At 68.5% G+C, this 19,428-nt stretch carries 19 protein-coding genes and 2 pseudogenes; 16 read left to right on the top strand and 5 right to left on the bottom strand.

Annotated features, from left to right (window positions below; all coding sequences use genetic code 11):
* Nucleotides 1-42: 42 nt before the first annotated feature.
* Complete coding sequence (locus Acor_RS13235; protein WP_155336908.1) at nt 43-846, top strand: response regulator transcription factor; 804 nt, start codon at nt 43-45, stop codon at nt 844-846.
* Here Acor_RS13235 and Acor_RS13230 read toward each other — a convergent pair whose 3' ends face one another.
* Together Acor_RS13230 and Acor_RS46245 are read right to left on the bottom strand one after the other, a co-directional pair.
* Nucleotides 847-2,274, bottom strand: coding sequence for a peroxidase family protein (locus tag Acor_RS13230; RefSeq protein WP_246238624.1), 1,428 nt, complete (start codon nt 2,272-2,274; stop codon nt 847-849).
* Between the two features lie 42 nt (nt 2,275-2,316).
* Nucleotides 2,317-2,406 (bottom strand): annotated as a pseudogene (locus Acor_RS46245) (twin-arginine translocation signal domain-containing protein); the annotation flags it as partial.
* A gap of 167 nt (nt 2,407-2,573) precedes the next feature.
* Between Acor_RS46245 and Acor_RS13225 the strand changes: the two are divergent.
* Nucleotides 2,574-5,159, top strand: a complete 2,586-nt coding sequence (locus Acor_RS13225; RefSeq protein ID WP_155336906.1) for an ABC transporter substrate-binding protein — start codon at nt 2,574-2,576, stop codon at nt 5,157-5,159.
* Nucleotides 5,160-5,182: 23 nt separating this feature from the next.
* On the opposite strand, the gene Acor_RS13220 is transcribed toward Acor_RS13225, so the two are convergent.
* Nucleotides 5,183-6,283 carry a citrate synthase 2 gene (locus Acor_RS13220; protein WP_155336905.1) on the bottom strand — a complete coding sequence of 367 codons (1,101 nt, stop codon included), beginning with the start codon at nt 6,281-6,283 and terminating at the stop codon, nt 5,183-5,185.
* A gap of 171 nt (nt 6,284-6,454) precedes the next feature.
* On the opposite strand from Acor_RS13220, the gene pdxH reads away from it, so the two are divergent.
* From pdxH to Acor_RS13200, 4 genes are all read left to right on the top strand, one after another.
* Nucleotides 6,455-7,093, top strand: coding sequence for a pyridoxamine 5'-phosphate oxidase (pdxH, locus tag Acor_RS13215; RefSeq protein ID WP_246238623.1), 639 nt, complete (start codon nt 6,455-6,457; stop codon nt 7,091-7,093).
* A gap of 52 nt (nt 7,094-7,145) precedes the next feature.
* Entirely contained in the window at nt 7,146-8,384 is a 1,239-nt protein-coding gene (locus tag Acor_RS13210; protein WP_155336903.1) for an MFS transporter, read from the top strand.
* A 137-nt stretch (nt 8,385-8,521) separates the two neighbouring features.
* On the top strand, nt 8,522-9,220 hold the full coding sequence (locus tag Acor_RS13205; protein ID WP_155336902.1) for an iron-dependent transcriptional repressor DtxR: 699 nt from the start codon (nt 8,522-8,524) through the stop codon (nt 9,218-9,220).
* A 102-nt stretch (nt 9,221-9,322) separates the two neighbouring features.
* Nucleotides 9,323-11,545 carry an ATP-binding SpoIIE family protein phosphatase gene (locus Acor_RS13200; protein ID WP_155336901.1) on the top strand — a complete coding sequence of 741 codons (2,223 nt, stop codon included), beginning with the start codon at nt 9,323-9,325 and terminating at the stop codon, nt 11,543-11,545.
* Here the strand turns inward: Acor_RS13200 and Acor_RS46240 are convergent.
* Nucleotides 11,486-11,719: pseudogene (locus Acor_RS46240) on the bottom strand (WD40 repeat domain-containing protein); the annotation flags it as partial. The gene Acor_RS13200 and the pseudogene Acor_RS46240 sit on opposite strands and share 60 nt — an antisense overlap.
* Before the next feature lie 54 nt (nt 11,720-11,773).
* Here Acor_RS46240 and Acor_RS13195 point away from each other — a divergent pair.
* Nucleotides 11,774-11,974, top strand: a complete 201-nt coding sequence (locus Acor_RS13195; protein ID WP_155336900.1) for a hypothetical protein — start codon at nt 11,774-11,776, stop codon at nt 11,972-11,974.
* Here Acor_RS13195 and Acor_RS13190 read toward each other — a convergent pair.
* A complete protein-coding gene (locus Acor_RS13190) occupies nt 11,943-12,383 on the bottom strand; it encodes a MarR family winged helix-turn-helix transcriptional regulator (RefSeq protein ID WP_155336899.1) in 441 nt (146 codons plus the stop codon). The genes Acor_RS13195 and Acor_RS13190 overlap by 32 nt on opposite strands.
* 166 nt (nt 12,384-12,549) lie before the next feature.
* On the opposite strand from Acor_RS13190, the gene Acor_RS44295 reads away from it, so the two are divergent.
* From Acor_RS44295 to Acor_RS13150, 9 genes are all read left to right on the top strand, one after another.
* Nucleotides 12,550-13,137, top strand: coding sequence for an ATP-binding cassette domain-containing protein (locus tag Acor_RS44295; protein WP_246238622.1), 588 nt, complete (start codon nt 12,550-12,552; stop codon nt 13,135-13,137).
* 23 nt (nt 13,138-13,160) lie between these two features.
* Nucleotides 13,161-13,451, top strand: a complete 291-nt coding sequence (locus Acor_RS44290) for a hypothetical protein (RefSeq protein ID WP_246238621.1) — start codon at nt 13,161-13,163, stop codon at nt 13,449-13,451.
* A 19-nt stretch (nt 13,452-13,470) separates the two neighbouring features.
* Nucleotides 13,471-14,250, top strand: a complete 780-nt coding sequence (locus tag Acor_RS13180; RefSeq protein ID WP_155336898.1) for an ABC transporter permease — start codon at nt 13,471-13,473, stop codon at nt 14,248-14,250.
* A 348-nt stretch (nt 14,251-14,598) separates the two neighbouring features.
* A complete protein-coding gene (locus tag Acor_RS13175; RefSeq protein WP_170316902.1) occupies nt 14,599-15,591 on the top strand; it encodes a serine hydrolase domain-containing protein in 993 nt (330 codons plus the stop codon).
* An 88-nt stretch (nt 15,592-15,679) separates the two neighbouring features.
* Nucleotides 15,680-16,177 (top strand): GbsR/MarR family transcriptional regulator, encoded by a 498-nt coding sequence (locus Acor_RS13170; protein WP_155336896.1) that lies wholly within the window; start codon nt 15,680-15,682, stop codon nt 16,175-16,177.
* A gap of 56 nt (nt 16,178-16,233) precedes the next feature.
* The gene (locus Acor_RS43180; protein ID WP_218034259.1) at nt 16,234-16,662 is read left to right on the top strand and encodes a hypothetical protein; all 429 of its coding nucleotides are present in this window, start codon (nt 16,234-16,236) and stop codon (nt 16,660-16,662) included.
* Nucleotides 16,663-17,023: 361 nt separating this feature from the next.
* A complete protein-coding gene (locus Acor_RS13160; RefSeq protein WP_170316901.1) occupies nt 17,024-17,626 on the top strand; it encodes a tetratricopeptide repeat protein in 603 nt (200 codons plus the stop codon).
* Nucleotides 17,627-17,814: 188 nt separating this feature from the next.
* Nucleotides 17,815-18,630, top strand: coding sequence for a hypothetical protein (locus tag Acor_RS13155; RefSeq protein ID WP_155336894.1), 816 nt, complete (start codon nt 17,815-17,817; stop codon nt 18,628-18,630).
* Complete coding sequence (locus tag Acor_RS13150) at nt 18,627-19,004, top strand: GntR family transcriptional regulator (protein ID WP_155336893.1); 378 nt, start codon at nt 18,627-18,629, stop codon at nt 19,002-19,004. The genes Acor_RS13155 and Acor_RS13150 overlap by 4 nt, the downstream gene beginning before the upstream one ends.
* Nucleotides 19,005-19,428: the final 424 nt, after the last annotated feature.

The raw sequence follows: 19,428 nt of genomic DNA, 5'->3' as shown, positions 1-19,428 counted from the left end.
GTGAAGAGCGCTCCCACTCCGCCTAGCGAAGTGTGATCAAATATGGCCGATTCGGTTGGCACCCTCTCCGAGCGCGAACTCACCGTGCTCTCGTTGATCGGCGCGGGCAGCAGCGTGAAACACATCGCCGCGCAGCTCGGGATCAGCGCGTCCACGGTGGAAGGCCACAAACGCCGCCTATACCAGAAGCTCGGCGTCACCCACCAGAGCCAGGCCGTCTCCCAGGCCATCACGCTCGGCCTGTTCAAGACCCCGCCCAAGGACCGGGACGAGACCGAGATGGTGGTCGTGCACGCCCGCCCCGGCGCGCCGGTGGACCGGGTCACCCAGGCCCTGCTCGGCCACGGCCGCCCGTTCGTGCTCACCCCCGAACTCGACCCCGCCCTCTGGCGCTGGCGGGGCCGGTTCATCACGGTGCTGATGGATCCGGCCCCGCACGACTGGCTGGCCACCACCAAACTCCGCGCCCCGGTGGTGGTGATCCCGTCGGTACGGCCGGGCGACGGCCTGGTCCAGGAGGCGATGCGGTACGGCGCCCGCGCCCTGGTCTGGCTGGAGGACGTGCCCGACCTGCTCTGCACCACGCTGGCCATGGTCGCCCACGGCTACGTCATCATGGCCGGCACCCGCCTCCCGGCCGGCCCGTCCCCGGAGCTGAGCGCCCGGGAACGCGACATTCTCGACTCGATCGCCACCGGCCACACCCTCCAGCAGACCGCCCGCTCACTCGGCATCTCGGTCAAGACCGTGGAGAACACCCAGGGCCGCCTGTTCCGCAAGCTGGGCGCGCGCAACCGCCCGGAGGCCCTGACGAACGCCTACCGCCAGGGCCTCGTGCCGGGCTGACTACTGCCCGCGTGACGTCGGGTCCACCCGGGCGAAAGTGAGCAGATCGATGACCTTGAAGTCACCCGCCGGGCCGGAGCGGCGCGGCAGGGTGGGCACCCAGCTCGGGTTGGTGCGCAGGTAGGAGTTGTTGTCCAGCTGGAGCAGGCCGATGAAGACCTCGCCGACGATCCGGGCGCCGACGCCGGTCAGCTTCAGGCCGCCCCCGATCTCGGCCTCCTTGAGGATGTAGTACCAGAGCGGGGTGCTGGCGGGCAGGCCGTGCCCGAGCGCCTGGAGCTCCGGGAAGTGCTGGGCTTCCAGTGCCGGGACGCCGATCGCCCGCGCGATGTTCTGGCCGGACGGCATCGACCAGGTCACGTGGCGCAGCAGGTTGCGCTGCACCAGCGAGGTCGGCGGCTCGCCGGACGCGATCGCGCCCAGCGGCAGGTTGAACAGCGGGGTCGAGATCTTGGTGTCGATCCGCTTGTTGGGCCGGACCGCGCCGTCGCCGAAGTCGAAGAAGGTCTGCCAGCCGATGAAGCGCCGCGGCGCCCTGGCCCCGCCGCGCAGGTCCACGGGGTCGGCCTGGCCCTGCCCCGCCGGGTCGAAGATGAAGCCGAAGAAGGCCGAGCCGTCGCTGTTGCCGGCCAGGTTGGCCCGGTAGGAGGGCCGCACCATGCTGTGCCCGAAGCGGTAGCAGGCACCCTGGAACTCCACCGGGATGAACTGCTGGCCCGGCGCCGGGCGGTAGAACCGGCGTCCGCCGAAGAGGATGGAGTTGACCACGTCCTGGCCGATGATCAGGGGCAGGAACTCGTGCAGGATGATCCACTGGTAGTGCCAGCGGACCAGTTGCTGGGCGGCGGCGAAGACGTTCCCGCTCTGGCCCTGGGCGCGCAGCTGGTCGACGACCCGGTTGTGGAACAGCAGGAACGCGCAGTGCAGGCCGGAGATGATCAGGTTCTCGTCGTTGCGCGGGTCGCCGATGATGGCCTGGCCGCCGGCCATCCTGGGCAGGTCCTCGAACAGGCCGCCGCTCTCCACCTTGAGTTTGGCGGGGTCGGCGGGGTTGTACAGCTGCGGGTCGGCGACCGGGCCGCGGCCGTAGACCGAGTCCAGGTCCAGGCCGGGCGTGCGGGTGTTGGGGCTGGTCTCCGGCGCGGTCACGGTGCCCAGGGGTGAGGCCCGGTCGAACGTCATGTCGTGGTCGAGGAACTGGCCGAAGAAGGTGACCCCGGCGGTGTGGGTGGGGTTGTCCAGGTTGTTGGGGCTGAGCTCCGGGTTCGTGATCAGCCGGATCGGGCCTTCGGCCAGCGGATCCTTGGCGTCGACGATGCCGCCAGCGCGGCCCATCTCGACCAGGGCGGGGCGCAGGCTCGACGCGTTGAAATCGGCGAACGGCGGCAGGTTAAAGATACGTCCGAAACGGTCGGAGGCGACCGCCATTCCACCGGATTGTGTGGTAACGACCTTGGCTATCGCCTCGGCCGGGGCCAGGGTCAGGGCCCCAGCCCCCGCTCCTAGGCCGGCGAGGAATCCCCGCCTGCTCACTCCCCGGTCCGGTCCGTTTTTGGCCATGAACGCTCCCGTGACTTAAAGGCATTTGTCCGGGAATTATGTGATCCTTAACATTCCTGACTCAAGGGACATTGATTGACAATAAACCCTTAAGGGTGGTTACTGGGAGATTTACCCCCAATGGTAGTTGGGGGTAAATTGAATAGGGGATGGGCGGAAGGATGGGGATGATCGCGGCGGATCAACGGCGCCTGCACGGGGTGCTGGAGGGGTTGCTGCGGCGGCCCTCCTTCTGGCGGCGGGACCCCGCGCTGCCGGTCCTGCTGCTGGTCGGCGAGGAATCCGCGGCCACCGCGCTGGCGCTGGCGGAGCCGTTCAAGGGCGGCCTGCCGTACGCGGCGCCGGAGGGTGAAGAGCTTCGGGACGTGTGGGCGCTGGTCAACGCGCTGGCGGGGGAGAACGGGGACCTGGGCGCGTCGGTCGGCGGTTCGTTCCTGCCCGCGCCGCGATTTCCGCTCGTCCAGTTCGTGCTCTGGGCCAGGGAACAGCGCGTCCTGCGCCCGGAGGAATGGAGCGGCGCGTGGCCGCCCGCGCCGGAATCACGCAAAGCCCAGGACGAATTCCGGGCCCGCTACCGGAAATGGCGCTGGGAACGGTACGGCGAACGCCGGGTCCGCAGGACCGCCGCCGATTTCGTGGTCCGGGCCGCCACCACCTGGGTGCCGCTCGGCATGGCCGTGGCCCTGCTGGCCGGGTGGGACGTCGTCGACCTGCTGTCGCTGATCCCCTGGGTGGTCGGCCTGGTGGTGGCCGCCGCCGGCACCGCCGTGCAGGCGGCCCTGTCGATCAGGGGCACCTTCTTCTCCGGCTGGTTCCGCCGCCACCGGTACGAGAATCTTCGCCGGAAACGATTCGAGTCGCGGCACAAGTACGCGCTCCGCCTGGCCGCCGCCCCGGACCTGGACAAGCTGCTCGTCTACGCGATGTTCCAGGATCTGCGGCAGGCGTACCAGAAATGGTTCATCCCCTGGCCGAGCTGGGGCCGCGGCTGGTACTGCCTGCTGGTCCTGCCGGAGCCGGGACCTGGCGGCGCCCGGTTCCTGGGCGTGATGCGCGAGGTCATCGCCGACACCGGCGCCCACCCGCCGATGCTGGTGCTGGCCGCCGGGGATCCGCCGCTGCCGGTCGCCCCGCCGGTCCGGCCGCTGGAGCGTCTCCCGGAGGCGGTCGAGGACTGGCGGGCCAGGCGGCCCGAACTCTTCATCCCCGTCACCGTGAATGAGTCTGACCTCTCTGACATGGGGGCATTTCGCCCTACGCCGTTGCGGGCCTTCGGCTACTGGGCGGTGGTCGCGCTGCTCGCTTTCGGGCCGATCGCGGTGGTCGGCCAGACCTGGATCGGCTGCGGCGACGGGTTACGCGAGGTCGAGCGCCAGTGCGTCGGCCTCAGCGACAACCTCAACGAGATCGAACCTGACCTGCTGCTGGCCCCGGTCCTGGAGCGGATCCAGCGGCAGAACCGCGAGGTCCAGGACGGCCAGCGGGTGATCACGGTCTTCTACCTGGGCCCGCTGACCACCAACCGGAGCGGCGGCGACCAGATCAGCGGCTCGGCGGGGGAGCTGGCCGGGATCGCGGCCCGCCAGCTGGCCTACAACCGGCTGCACAGCTGGCAGATCAGGGTCGAGTTCGCCAACGCGGGCCAGGACTTCGTCAGCGCCGGGTACGCGGCCCAGATGATCAAAGACCGGGCGGCCGGGGATCCGGACATCGCCGGGGCGATCGGGTTCGCCTGGAGCCGTACCGAGACGCAGGAGGCGATCCGGCTGCTCAGCGACGCGCACATGCCGATGCTGAGCACCACCAACACCGCCGACACCACCCCGCTGGTGTACGGCAGGAAGCCGTCCCCGTCCTTCTTCCGGATGGCCGCCCCCAACTCGGCCCAGGCCAAGGCCGCCGAATACTGGTTGCAGCAGGGCCTGCCCGGCGGCGCGAAGGTCCCGGCCGACAAGGTCGCCATCCTGCTGGAGGTCGACGAGCGCAAACGCGAGCTGTACAGCAGCGACCTGGCCGACGGCCTCACCACGCCCAACGGCGCGATCTACGCCAAATCCCGCCGGTACGTCTTCCGGGACGAGAACCAGCTCACCGCGCAGGTCGACCAGGCGTGCCAGGACGGCGCGGCGGTGCTCTTCTACACCGGGCGTTCCAGCTATCTGGGGAACCTGATGGACACGAAGGAACACCAGTGCGACGACGAGGTGCGGGTACTCGCCGGGGACGAGGTGACCGGGCGGCTGGCGCAGATCCTGGCGGATGGGACATCGGTCAACAATCCGGAGATCTCGTTCATCGCGCTCAACGACGCCCGCGCCGAGCAGGACGGTTCCGGGGCGATCAACGACACGCAACGGGAGATCGAGGCGTGGATCCGGGAGGTGCTGCCCGAACGCGGCCGTTCGGTGTCGCGGGTGCACGCCAGGATGGGCTACGACGCGCTCCTTGCCATCACCAGCGCGATCGACCAGATCAAGGCCACAACAGTTGACCCCTCGGTGAATATCGCCCAGAGCGTGGCCTACAACCTGCGCGGGCTGGGGGTGGACGGCCAGATCCAGGGAGCCACCGGGAGCTTCTACTTCTCCACCGACGCTGATTTCCACACCGCGCTCCCGCGCGAACTCTGGCTGTTCTCCAGCGAGCCAGGCAAATCCGTGCCCGTCCTACGCGGCAAATGCACTGTGGACGCCAAAGCCACAGATACGGCTGAACTAGACGTCCGTTGCACGACAGAGCCCGCGGCTCGCTGAGCCGCGGGCTGATCACATCAGTGCTAGACGACCAGGTCGGCGGCGCCGGGAACGTCGGAGACCGAGCGCAGCGGCGGGCCCACATAGGTCGCGCTGGGGCGGACGAGCCTGCCCGTGCGCTTCTGTTCCAGGATGTGGGCGGCCCAGCCGGCCGTGCGGGCGCAGGTGAACATCGAAGTGAACATGTGCGAAGGAACCTGGGCGAAGTCCAGGATGACCGCGGCCCAGTACTCCACGTTGGTGGCGAGCACCCGGTCCGGCTTGCGCGCGTGAAGCTCCTCCAGCGCGGCCGTCTCCAGCGCCGCCGCCACCTCGTAGCGAGGCGCGTCCAGCTCCCTGGCGGTCCGCCGGAGCACCCGCGCCCGCGGGTCCTCGGCCCGGTACACCCGGTGGCCGAAGCCCATCAGCCGCTGGCCCTTGTCCAGCTCGCTCTGCACGTACTTCTTGGCGTCGCCCATCTGCTCGACGCCCTCGATCATGTGCAGCACCCGGGCCGGCGCGCCGCCGTGCAGCGGGCCCGACATGGCGCCCACCGCGCCGGACAGGGCCGCGGCCACGTCCGCGCCGGTCGAGGCGATCACCCGCGCGGTGAACGTGGAGGCGTTCATGCCGTGCTCGGCGGCCGAAGTCCAGTACGCGTCGATGGCCTTCACATGCCGCGGATCGGGCTCACCCCGCCAGCGGATCATGAAACGTTCGACGATGGTCTCCGCCTCGTCCACCCGGCGCTGCGGCACCATCGGCAGGCCGAGCCCACGGGCGGACTGGGCGACGAACGACAGCGCCGTCACCGAGGCGCGCGCGAGATCGTCGCGGGCCTGGGCGTCGTCGATGTCGAGCAGTGGCCGGAAGCCGTACGCGGGCGCCAGCATGGCCAGCGCACTCTGCACGTCTACCCGGATGTCACCGGAATGGACAGGAACGGGGTACGGCTCGGCCGGGGGGAGTCCCGGCTGGAACTCGTTGTCGACCAGCAGTCCCCATACGTTCCCGTAGGAGACCCGGCCGACCAGCTCCTCGATGTCGACGCCCCGGTATCGCAGGGCGCCCCCTTCTTTGTCCGGTTCCGCGATCTCGGTCTCGAAAGCCACCACGCCTTCGAGCCCGGGTTTAAAGTCGGACACTCTCGGCCGCCTCCCTCTCTTGTGAAGTCAAAAGCCTTGATGTCGAGATACCGGCGGGTCAATTTAACCTCCCGCGGTCCTGCGGGTCGCCCCCGGTCCCTCCCGAACGCCGTCGTCCCAGGTAGGGGGTGGTGCGTCGGACATCAACCAAGCGCGCAAGAATACCTTTTCGTGGATAGCAGATCGCACCTGGCCGGGCTCCGCCGCAGCTACCACGGCGAGCCGTTGATCGACGTGGCCGACGACCCGGTGACGCAGTTCACCAGGTGGTTCGCCGACGCCGTCGACGCCGGGCTCCCAGAACCCAATGCCATGATCGTGGCAACCAGCTCCGCCGGGGGAAGACCCTCGGCCCGGACAGTTCTGCTGAAAGGCTTCGACGAGCAAGGTTTCACGTTCTTCACCAACTACGAGTCCCGCAAGGGGCGCGATCTGGCCGAGAATCCGCGCGCCTGCCTGCTCTTCCCGTGGCATCCACTGCGGCGGCAGGTGCGGGTGGAGGGGTCGGCCGTTCGGGTCGCGCGGGAGGAGAGCGCCGCCTACTTCCGGTCCCGGCCGTACGGGTCGCGGATCGGCGCGTGGGCCTCCCGGCAGTCGGCGGTGCTGCGCTCCCGGCAGGAGCTGGACGACCGGTTCGCCGAACTGGCCGAGCGCTGGCCGGAGGATCCGCCGGTGCCGGACTTCTGGGGCGGCATCCGGGTGGTGCCCAAGGAGATCGAGTTCTGGCAGGGGCGGGCCGACCGGTTGCACGACCGGATCCGCTACCGCCGTACCGGCGATAAATGGGTTCAGGAGCGTCTGGCACCTTGACTCCTGACCCTGGCCATGGGCGATATTTCGTGACGTGGCAGGCTAGCTGGTCGTGAGCTTGGTAAAAAGTCTCCTCCGGCGGCACTTCGTCGACACGAGACCGATCCACATTCCCGACTATCGGCGGCTGCTGGCCGGACAGGCGGTGGCCTTCGTCGGGTTCCAGCTCACCGCCGTCGCGGTCAGCGCGGAAGTGTTCGCGCTGACCGGTTCCTCGCTCTGGGTCGGCATGCTCGGCCCGGTCGCCCTGGTCCCGCTGATCGTGTTCGGCCTGTGGGGCGGCGCCATCGCCGACGCCGTGGACCGCCGCAAACTGCTGCTGACCGCGTCCCTGATCAGCTGGAGCGCCACCCTGGTCCTGCTGGCCAACGCGTTCACCTTCCAGAACGTGTGGGTGATCCTGGCGGCGGTGGGCGTTCAGTCCACCGGCTTCGCCATCTCCTCGCCCACCCGGAACGCGATCATCCCCCGGCTGGTCTCCACCGAGCTGGTGCCCGCAGCCAACACCCTCAACTTCCTGTTCAGCAGCATCTCCTCGGTGCTCGGCCCGCTGCTCGGCGGCTTCATCCTGGCCGGCGGCGGGTACGGCTGGGCCTACCTGATCGACGCCGTCCTGTTCACCGCCAGCCTCTACGCGGCCATCCGGCTGCCCCGGCTGGAGCCGCTCGGCGAGGTGACCGCCCCCGGCCTCGGCGCGGTGGCCGGCGGGCTGCGCTACATCATGGCCACCCCGGTCGTGCTGATGTCGTTCGTGGTCGACATCATCGCCATGTCCTTCGCGATGCCCCGCGCCCTTTACCCGGAGATGACCGCGCTCCGGTTCGGCGGCTCCGGCATCGCGTACGGCTGGCTGTCGGCGGCCATCGCCCTCGGCGCGGTGGTGGGCGGGGTCTTCTCCGGCTGGGTCGGCCGGGTCCGGCGGCAGGGCCTGGCGCTGACCGCCGTGATCGCGGTGTGGGGGGTCACCGTGGCCGTGGCCGGGCTGGCCCAGGCGCTCTGGCTGATGGTGCTGCTGCTCGCCTTCAGCGGCTTCGCGGACCTGGTCTCCGCCGTCTGGCGGCAGACGATCCTGCAGACGTACGCGCCGGACGCGATGCGCGGCCGGCTGCAGGGCGTCTTCTTCGTCGTCGTGGCCGGCGGGCCGAGGCTGGGCGATCTCCGCGCGGGCACCACCGCGTCCACCTTCGGGCTGGTTCCCGCCTGGGTGGGCGGCGGTCTGCTGTGCGCGGTGACGGTGGTGGTGGTGGGGCTGGCGGTGCCCTCGTTCCGCCGTTATCAGGTTCGATCGTGAGGTGGTCCCGTACCAGCCCCGGGCATGGAAGGATTCAGGTCCCTCGCACGTTGCCAATCGTGCACCGGTTCGCCGCCGACGTCGGCTGAACCAGCTGGTAGGTCGTAGCATCGAGGGCAGACCGGGAGGAAGACGTTGTGACCGCACACGGCCTGATCGACACCACGGAGATGTATCTCCGGACGATCTATGAGCTGGAAGAGGAAGGCATCGTCGCGCTGCGCGCGCGCATCGCCGAACGACTACAGCAGAGCGGCCCCACGGTCAGCCAGACGGTCGCGCGGATGGAGCGCGACGGTCTGGTCAAAGTGGAGGGCGACCGGCACCTCACCATGACCGACCTCGGGCGCACGCTCGCGATCAGGGTGATGCGCAAGCACCGCCTGGCCGAGTGCCTGCTGATCCAGGTGATCGGGATGCCGTGGGAAGAAGTGCACATCGAGGCGTGCCGGTGGGAGCACGTCATGTCCGACTCGGTGGAGGCGCGGCTGGTCAAGCTGCTGGACAACCCCACCGAGTGCCCGCACGGCAACCCCATCCCCGGCCTGGACGAGCTTGGCGCGTCCAGTTTGGAGGAATATGAGGCGGTCTCGGCAATGTCTGATCTGGCCGGACCCCGAGATATACCCGTTGTGGTTCGCCGAATTAGCGAACAAGTGCAAAGCGATCCCGCTGTGATGCTTAAACTCAAGCAAGTTGGGATACAACCCGGACGCGAGGTGACGCTCGCGGCGAGCGACGATGGTGTGCGGGTGACAGGTGACGACGAAGCGGACAACACTCTCGCGGAGCTGCCGCGTGATGTCGCCACGCATGTATTCGTCACCAGACGCTGATCCCAGCGGTCCTTCTCGGGAGCCCCTCCTCTCCCACGACAGCACTAGCTCTGTTCAGGCAGGAGCACCCGTGGCCCGCATGCCCCGAGGGGTGGTCGTTGGATGAAACGTTGGGGGGATCTGTCGCAGGACACTGCCGACCATCTTTCCGCCGGGGCGGTCCTTGACCACGCGGAGATGGCGGTCGTCGTCACCGACCGGTTCAGCAACGTCCTCTACTGGAACCCGTTCGCGGAGCGTCTGTTCGGCCGGCCCGGTCACACCGGCCTGGACGACGTGCTCTCCCTCGGGATCATGGAGAAGGACCATCCGCTCGCCGTCGACCTGGCCAAACACGTCCTGAAGGGCGGCGTCTGGGAGGGTACGTTCGACGTCGTCCGGATGGACGGCACGATGATCTACGTGCGCGCTCAGGCTGTGCCGATGCGTCATCCGTCCGGCTCTGTGACCGGGATCGTGATCACCGCCCGTGAGGCGATGCGCAGCAACGAGCGGGAGAAGGACCGGTTCGGCCTGCTGGAACGCATCGGCGAACGGCTGGCCGGCTCGCTGTATGTGGAGGAGACCCTCAACCGGGTCGCCGAGATGCTGGTCCCGCAGTTCGCCGACCACTGCTTCATCGAGTTGATGGAGGGGGACCGGCTGATCCGCAAGGTGTCCACCCACGTCAACGGCTGGACCCCGCCGCCGGACACCTGGCTCCCGGTCGGCGCCGAGGTCCGCTACCCGCAGGGCCACTACGGCGACGCCGCCCTGCGCCGCCAGGAGACCATCCTGGTCGAGGACTTCTCCCAGGTCAGCTACCCCTCCCCGAGCGAGGGCGCGGCCCGCGTCTGCGGCGAGATCGGGATGACCTCGGCGATCGTCGCGCCGCTGTGCGCGCGCGGCGAGACGCTCGGCCTGATGTACCTGGCGATGTCCAACCTCACCGACCGGCGCTCCCCCCACTACGACGCCTTCGACCGCGACTTCGTCGGGGCCATCGCCACCCGGGTCGCCCTCGCGGTGGACAACGCGCTGCTGTTCGAGGAGGAACGGCACACCGCCGAGTCCTTCCAGAAGCACCTGCTCCCGCGCGAACTGCCCATGCTGGACGGCCTGGAGATCGCCGTCCGCTACTACCCCGCCGCCCCCCTGGCCAGCCACGGCCAGGGCATCCAGACCCAGGTCGGCGGCGACTGGTACGACGTGATCCCGCTCTCCGCCGGCCGCGTCGGCATCGTCATCGGCGACGTCGAGGGCCGCGGCGCCAAAGCCGCCGCCGTGATGGGCCAGCTCAGGGCCGCGCTGCGCGCCTTCGCCCAGGACGACAAGCCGCCCGCCGACATCCTGGCCCGGCTCGACGAGTGGACCAGGGTCGTCGCCGCCCCGGAACGCGACGACTTCGGCGCCGACGTCACCAGCCCGCCGATCGTCACCTGCCAGTACATGGTGTACGACGCCTGGTCCCGGCAGCTGTCCTTCGCCAACGCCGGTCACTCGCCGCCGCTGCTGATCGTGGACGGCAGCGTCACCGAACTCGACATCACCGAAGTCGGCCAGCCGCTGGGCGTGCGGGCCTCCGGCATGCACGCCGACCTCGTCTACAAGGAGGAGACCCGGGTCCTGCCGCCCGGCGCCACCCTGCTCCTGTACACCGACGGCCTGGTCGACCGCCGCCCCGCCCGCGGCACCGACGAGCCGTCCCTGTCCGACGACGAGACCCTGCAGATCCTCTGCGACAAGGTCGCCAAGATCGCCGGCGAGTCGGTGGAACGAATAGCCGACACCGCCACCGTGGCCGTGCCCGGCGAGATCGACGACGACATGGCCATCCTGGTCGTCCGCTCGGTCGCCACCGAGCTCGAATTCGAGGAACGCACCTTCCCCGCGCAGCCGATCATGGTCGGCGAAGCCCGCCGGATGGCCGCAGAAGCCTTCGCCAGCTGGAACGTCTCCGAGGAACGCGGCGACCTGGCCTGCCTGCTCGTCTCCGAAGTGGTCACCAACGTGGTCCTGCACGCGGCCGCGGCCAGCGTTCCCCGTCGGGAACTCGCGCTCGACGGCCCGCCGCTGCCGTTCGACGAGTCCTGGGACGTGCCCGGTTTGGACGAGGAGATCGCCAACGACAAGGAGTTCACGCTGCGGCTGCGGCGGGGGGACGAGTCCATCTGGGTCGAGGTCTTCGACCAGGACCTCCGGCTGCCCCGGATCCGCAGCGCGGGCGAGAACGACGAAGGCGGGCGCGGGCTCTACCTCGTGGACCAGCTGGCCCGCCGGTGGGGCTCACGCCCGACCAAAGAGGGCAAAGCCGTCTGGTTCGAGATTCCGCTGGGCGGAAGGTAGCTCTCTGTTCATGGCCGATCTTTCGGATCGGCGGACTTCCCGGCGGTTCGGTGGCCCGTCCGGGCTGAAGCCGCGGTGACCGGTCAGCGGCCGCACGGCACGGCCGGTCGCCACCTCCCACACCCGCACTGTGCGATCGTCCCCGCAGGACGCGAGCCGCGTGCCGTCGCCGTTGAACCGCGAGCGGACCCGCCTTGGCGGTGCCGGTTCTGATCATGGCTTGGGAGTGTGAGCCTCATCGCCCCCGAGCTGTTGTTCTTCGTCGGCCATCTGGAAAGCGCCGTGTTCGAGGCGGTGGATGAGTCGGTAGCCAAATTTAGCTACTGGAGCATACCTGACGCGCTGACCGCGCCGGAGTGCGCGCTGACCCCGCGCTGGCAGAGCTTCCGCCCGGCGTTCACGTGTCGGTCTGATCCGTCAGCCGCCTGAGATAGCCGGCCAGTCGTTGCCGGTCAGCTGGTTCCCAGTCCGCGATCAGCCGGTCGAACACCTGCTGCTGCCAGTTGTGTGATCCGTCGAGGACCTGACGGCCTTGGTCGGTCAGTGAGACCGGCGCCCGGCGGGCGTCCGCGGCGGATTCCTCCCGCTGGAGGCATCCGGCCGCGACGGCGTCGCTGATCATCCTGCTCGCCGTCGACCGGTCGATTCCCAGCTGGTGGGCGACGGCGGCCACCGTGACCTCGCCGCCGTTCCTGGCCGCCGAGTCGACCGCCTCCACGACCATGACCTGCTGGCAGTGCGGATCCTCGGGCGCCTGGCTGATGAATCCCGCCGTCCATCTGCGGGACCAGAAACGCACCAGCCGGAAGAACTCCGGCCCTCCACCAACTGCGGTCATGGCTACACCTTGCCATCGATGCGTGCATAATGCATATTTATTGCGTGCAAAACGCACGCATTGCATCCAGTGTGTAGAGAGGCGAACGGATGCGCGAAACGATGATCGACGCCATTGGCGGAAGGCATTCGGGAAGGTCACAGCCCTGGACGAGGTGACCTTGCGGGTGCCCCGGGGGACTGTGGCCGCGCCGCTCGGCCACAATGGCGCAGGTAAGACCACGCTGGTCGACATCCTCACGACGACAGTGACGCAGGACGCGGGCACGGCGCGGGTGGCCGGCTACGACGTCGCGACCCAGAGCCGCGAGGTACGCCGAAGGATCGGACTCACCGGACAGTTCGCCTCGGTGGACGAGCAGCTGTCGGGCCGGGACAACCTCATCCTGATCGCCAGGCTGCTCGGCGCGAACCGCCGCGAAGCCGGTGCCCGAGCCCGGGAACTGGTTGAGATGTTCGACCTCGCCGAGGCGGCGGATCGGCCCTGCGGGACCTATTCGGGCGGGATGCGGCGGCGGCTCGACATCGCGGCCAGCCTCGTCGGCAGGCCCGACGTCGTCTTCCTGGACGAACCCACGACCGGTCTCGACCCGGCCGCCCGCAGCGCGGTCTGGGAGATCGTCCAGACCCTGGCTGCCGCGGGGACCACGATCCTGCTCACCACCCAGCACCTGGAGGAGGCCGACCGGCTGGCCGACTCGGTCACGGTGCTGTCCCGGGGGAAGGCCGTCGCGTCGGGACCGTTGCCGAACTGAAGGCCCTGGTCGGGCAGCGCGCCGTGCACATACGGCTCGCGACGACGAGCCAGAACTCCGCTGGCCTGTCCGGTGGCCCGTCCGATGGTCTGTCCGATGGGCTGGACGCGCTCCGTCGCGCGGGGCTGCGGCCCTTGATCGACGAGGTCGGCCGGGAACTCGTCACTCCGGTCGAGGCCGCCCCCGACGTGATCAGGGTGATACGGGCGCTGGACGACGCCTCGATCGAGGTGGCCGAACTCCGGCTCACCGAGCCGACGCTGGACGACGTCTACATGCACTTCCACCGGCAACCACAGGAGAGCCTCCGATGATCCGTACGACTGGCACGGCCTGGCAGGGGACCCGTATCGGCGACCAGATCGCCATTCTCACCGGACGATCGCTCCGGGCACTGGCCGCAATCCGCGACTGGTCATCCTCTCGCTGATCCAGCCACTGATCATCCTGATCCTGTTCAGCCAGGTGTTCAACGGCGTCGCCGGCGTCGACGGCTTCCCGCCCGGCATCGGCTACATCGACTACCTGATGCCCGGGATCATCGTCATCACCGGCGTCGGCGGAGCACTCGGTTCGGGGATCGGACTGGTCGACGACCTGAACAACGGCGTCATCGGAAGACTCCGCGCCTTGCCGATCAGCATGATCTCGGTCCTCGTGGCCCGCAGCCTCGCCGACCTGGCCGGTACGGCGGTGCAGATGCTCCTCCTCACCGCCTTCGGCGTCGCGGTCTTCGGTTTCGATCCGGCCGGAGGAATAGCGGGTCAGGCGGCCACGACACTACTCGCCCTCTTCGTGAGCTGGTCCCTGACCTGGATCTTCCTCGCACTCGCGGCCTGGCAGAGAAACGCGGCATTCATGCAGTCACTGGGATTCATGGCGATGTTCCCCCTGATGTTCGCCTCAAGCTTCTTCGTCCCCATCACGACCATGCCGACCTGGCTCCAACTCGTCGCCACCGCCAACCCCCTCACCCACGCCCTCGACACCGCCCGAAACCTAGCCTTCGGCCACCCCACCGGTTCCACGATCTGGGCCGCCCTGGGCACCAGCCTCGTACTTCTGACCATCGGTATGGCTACCGCCGCGTTGGTGATCCGCCGGGCTCGCTGATCGAGCGCTGGGCTGGGCTGGGCACCGGCCTCGTGCTTTTGACCGTCGGTATGGCTGGCAATACGCTCGCTCGCTGATCGAGCTCTGGGCTGCGCTGGAACCAGCCTCGTGTTCCTGACCTCGGTCTGGCTGTCGCCGCTCCGCCATCCGCCGGCCCGCTCATCGCTTGGATAGTCGAGGTCAAGTTGGCCTCGTCCTGGCGTTCGGAGGCGATGTGCTGTGGATCCCACCCGCATTCAGGCAGGGAGCTCCCCCCTTCCACGCAAGGGGTTCCACAGCTTTCGTCCTCCAGCGGCAGCCTCTTCCCTTCCGTGCGCGGGGTCCCTTCTTCACTATGAGGTGATGCGGATGCCGGTCCTGCTCGCCCTGCTCGTCGCGGTCGCCGCGTGCACATCTCCCGCTATCCAGGCGCCGGCTGCTCGGCCATCGGTGTCGGCGGCGCCTGCCTTGGAGAAAGAGGCGGCGCTCTTGGTCGAGACCGGGTCGCAGGGGGCGGTTGTGCATGTCAGGAAAGGCGGGCAGACGTGGCAGGCGGCGGCGGGGCTGGCTGACGTCGGGGTGGTGATGCGGCCTGAGCACCGGTTCAGGATCGCCAGCATCACCAAGACGTTCACCGCGACCCTTGTGATGGAGCAGGTTGAGCAGGGGCGTCTGGCGCTGGCCGATCGGGTGGACGAGTTACTGCCTGGCGTCATCAAGACCGAGGCACGCGTGGCGGATTTGCTCGGGCACACCAGCGACATCTCCGACTACCTTCGCGATGAGCGCTTCGAGAAGGATTTGGAAGATGGTGCGTACCTTCGCCATTGGACGCCCCGGGAGCTGCTGAAATATTCGGATAAGAAGGTTCGGGGGTACTCCAATACCAACTACATCTTGCTTGGCATGATTCTGGAGAAGGTGTCGGGCAGGCCGTACAGGCAGCTGCTGTGGGAGAGCATCACGCGTCCGCTGGGTCTGAGCGCGACCGAACTGCCCACCGGCGACCTGCCGGAGGGTCTCGCGCACGGGAGCCACAGCGGGGTGAACATCGCCGAGTTGGACTCCTCGATCTTTTGGACGGCGGGCGGCCTGGTCTCGACCGCGGCGGACGTGTCGGCCTTCTACCACTGGCTGTTCGCCCAGGACGTGGGCAAACGACTCCAATCCGGCGGCTTCGGGATCTTCACCAGAACGCTCGGCTGCGGGCAGCGGGTGCTCAGCCATTCCGGGCAGATCCACGGCTACGGCGGAATGGTGATGAGTAGCCAGGACGGCGAAAAGGTCGTGGTAGTCCAGGTGAACTCCACCCGCCCCGGCGACGCCATCGCAACAGCCGAGCGCATCATGTGCACGCTCTGACGCTGCTGGCGCGAGGACGGTGCCGGGGGTGACAACTGAGATGACACAAATTTGTGTTATCTCAGTTAGAACTGCTACCGTCGATGGTGTGCAGCGTGATTCACAGCTGATTTTCGCCGACCATGTCGGCCGCTTCTATGCACGTCAGTACGGCTTTCCACCGATGGCTGGCCGTCTGCTGGGGTATCTGTTCGTCTGCGATCCGCCACAGCAGACGATCGATGAATTGGGCGACGCGTTGCTGGCGAGCCGGAGCGCGATCACTGGTGCGGTCAAGCTGCTTGAGAGCTATCGGATGGCGCGGCGGACGCGTGTTGCCGGTGAGCGTATGGACCGGGTGAGCTTGGATCCGGTGAGCCAGCAGCCGCAGAACTTCAACTCCGCGATCCACACGGAGCATGCGGCGCTGTTCCGAGAGGGATTGGCGTTACTGGCCGATGCTCCGCCGGAACGCCGCGCTCCGCTTGAGGAAATGGTCGCCCTGGCTGAGTTCCTCGGCGAGCGGCTACCTGCGCTGCTGGATGAATGGCATACATACCGCGACGAGCTTCGGGCTTCAGGCAAGCTGCCCACTCCCGGCGGATGACATAGACACGCCAGGTCCGGACCGACCGGAGCCTGAACCATTGGAGAGTGCGGATCATGACCGAATCCGACCTGTCCGTCCTGCGGGAACGGGCCGACAGCGGCGACAAGGCCGCAGCTGACGAACTCATTGAGCTCGCTTCCGCGCAGGGAGACCTGGATGAGTTGCGGCGTCTCGCCGACAAGGGCAACACCACCGCCTCCGATCAACTGATTGAGGTCGCTTCCGAGCATGGCGATTTGGATGAGTTGCGGCGTCTTTCTGACGGGGGCAATGCCACCGCGACCGACCAGTTGATCGAGCTCGCTTCGGAGCATGGCGACCTGGATGAGTTGCGGCGTCTCTCTGACCAGGGAAACGCCACTGCGACCGATCAGTTGATCGAGCTCGCCTCCGAACAAGATGACTTGGATGAGTTGCGGCGTCTCGCCGACAAGGGCAACACCACCGCTGCCGAAGTGCTCATGGAACTCACCGCTGAATGAGAGGAGGGAACTGGCTGCGTCATTGGATGGCCAAGTCCTCCACTCACCGGCCGAGTTCACCACTCACCGGTCGTGGGGACACATCGCCGACGGTCCGGGTGCGGAGCCGAGCCGATGTCAGGAGCCGAGCCGAGCCGAGCCGATGTCCCGAGCCGAGCCGAGCCGATGTGAGGTGCGGGAGCCGAGCCGATGGCAGTCGAGTTGAGCTGATGTCAGGTGCGGGAGCCGAGCTGACCTCAGGTCATCGGCCCATCGAGGATGGGCGGTCGCTGCCGGTTGGCGTTCACGAGCACGGCGCTCTCGCACGTCAGCTCGCCGTAGAGCGGCGCGCCTGGCGGCCTCGCTGAGCAATCATGCGGCGTTGTTGGTGGACGTGGATCTGCGGGAAAAGGCGGTACCGGTCTCCGAGGAGGCTGTGCGTTTTCACGGTGAGTTGGTGGAGCTTCACCGTGACGCGTATCTGCCTGAGCTGGCCACGTCGTTGACGCAGGTGGGGCGGCGGGAGGAGGCGGTGCCTGTCTCCGAGCGGGCGCTTCGGTTGCGTACCGGGCTGGTTGAGCTCAATCGGGAGGCGCACCTGCCCGACCTGGCCAAGTCGTTGAACAACCACGCGCTGCTGCTGGCGGAGATGGGGCGGCTGGAAGCGGCCGTGTCGGTCGCCGGGCAGGCCGTCAAGCTCTTCGGTGAGCTGGCCGAGCGTAATCGTGACGCCTATCTGTACGCCTTCATGCGGAGCCTGGGCGTTCAGGGATCTGCCCTGACCCGGGCGCGGCGGTACGGCGAAGCCGTGGCACCCCTGGTGCGTGCCCTCTCGTTGGGCGGTGACCTGCCTGGGCATGAGCGCGACATTCTCGGGGCCGTCGGCACCATCCTCCACGAGGGATACAGGGCAAGCCCGGACGAAGTCGACAAAGCTTTCGAGTCCCTTACCGGTTTCTCGATCCGCGAGTGGTTCCCTGAATGAATCGGTCAGCACGTCAGCCACGCTGACCTGGTCGGTTGCCGAGGCCATCAGGGCTGCGCCTCCACACCGAGCCTGGCTCGCTCTCGGCGAAGCTCGCGCCAGCGGGACGACGAGAGTCCACCGGCGTTGACTTTGTCGCAAAGCATGACGCACCATATTGCTACAAAGCTTGCGACAAAGGAGGCGCTATGCCCCGTGAACCGTTACCGGACGCCGACCCGTCGGTGCGTGCGGCCGATCTGCGACTGGCGGGCGAGTGGCTGGCCCAGCACGACCTGGCCGGCGCCCGCCCGACCCCGCTGCTGGCCAGCCGGCTGGCGGTCCGCCGACGCGCCCGCCTCGCCGCTCAGATCATCCTGACCGTGCTGATCCTCGCGAGCGCGCTCGCCGCCACTTCCGCCTTCGGCGATTTCCAGCCGCATCACCCGCTGTCGCTGCTGGCCCTGACCGCGCTGGTGGCCGGGCTGCTGCTGGCACAGTCGCTGCTCGACCGGTGGGTACGACGCGTCGACCAGCGGGCGGGCACGACGCTGTCCCGCAGGGCCGCCCACCTGATCCAGCCCGGCTGGCGGGCCGTGCTCGGCCGGCCGTATGCCATCTTCGCGGTCGCCACGTTCGCCGGTTCGATGGTGCTGGCCGGGAGCGCCCTGGCCATTCCCGACCCAACCGTGCGGCAGCTGGCCGTCGTCCTGCTGATCGGCCTGCTCGGCGCGACAGCCATCACCGCCATGCAACTACGCCACCTGCTCAGGCACCTGGTCGTGGCGGAGGACGAGGAGTCACTGACCGCCGACGTCATCATGCGCGTCGAGGACGCCCGCGACCTCACCACGCCGAACGTGCAGTGGACGCTGCCCATGGTGCTGCTGTTCGGCACCGCGCCCGGCTGGTGGAGCATCGCTGCGGTCGCCTACCTGCTCCTGGGCCTGGTCGCGCTCGTCGCGATCCATGCCAGGACGCCGTCGAGCGCGACGGTGGCCCGGCAGGCCATGAGCGTCCGATGATCGTCATCGACGCGGCCTCCCCGGTGCCGCCGTTCGAGCAGCTACGGGCCCAGCTCGCCCGGCAGATCCAGGACCGCACGCTGGCCGTGGGCGCCCGGCTGCCGACCATCCGCCACCTCGCGGCCGACCTTGGCCTGGCCGTCAACACGGTCGGGCGGGCCTACCGGGAGCTGGAGGAGGCGGGGCTGATCGAGACGTGTGGGCGGGCGGGCTCGTTCGTGTCGGCCGCCGGCGAGGAGGGCCGGGAGCGGGCCCGCCGGGCCGCCGCCGACTACGCGGCCGTGATCGCCAGCGTCGGCATCGACGCGGGCGAGGCGATTCGCATCGTGCAGGCGGCTCTGACGTCCGGCGCGGCAGCACCGGCCTCGCTATGACCGCGACCCGGCCGCGGGGCCACTTTGCCGGGCGCACCACGCCGGCGTAGCGCGGGCCGCTTCGCCAGGCACACCACGCCGGCGTAGCGGGCCGCTTCGCCGGGCGCACGACGGCGTAGCGCCGATGAGGGGGCGTCCGAGGCCTCCACTCGGTGGCACCAGACGCGAAGGAGAGCGCCAGACCGGGTCGAGGTCCTGTCCCAAGCCCGGCCAGCACCGCCGGCGGGGGAGTAGCCGTCTCACGCTCGTCTCGCAGACATCCCTGGACGGGCCGGGAACCACTAACCGTGACGAGCTTCGTGCGTCAGGCAAATTCCCCACTCTCGGCGGATGACAGAGACACCCGCGCCTGAACCATCGGAGAGCGCACACCATGACGGAATCCGACCTGTCCGTCCTGCGGTAACGAGCCGAGAACGGCGAC

The sequence above is a fragment of the Acrocarpospora corrugata genome (assembly GCF_009687845.1).
GTDB lineage: Bacteria > Actinomycetota > Actinomycetes > Streptosporangiales > Streptosporangiaceae > Acrocarpospora > Acrocarpospora corrugata.
Note: the sequence above shows the minus strand (reverse complement) of the source record. Positions and strands in the feature narration are given on the sequence as shown.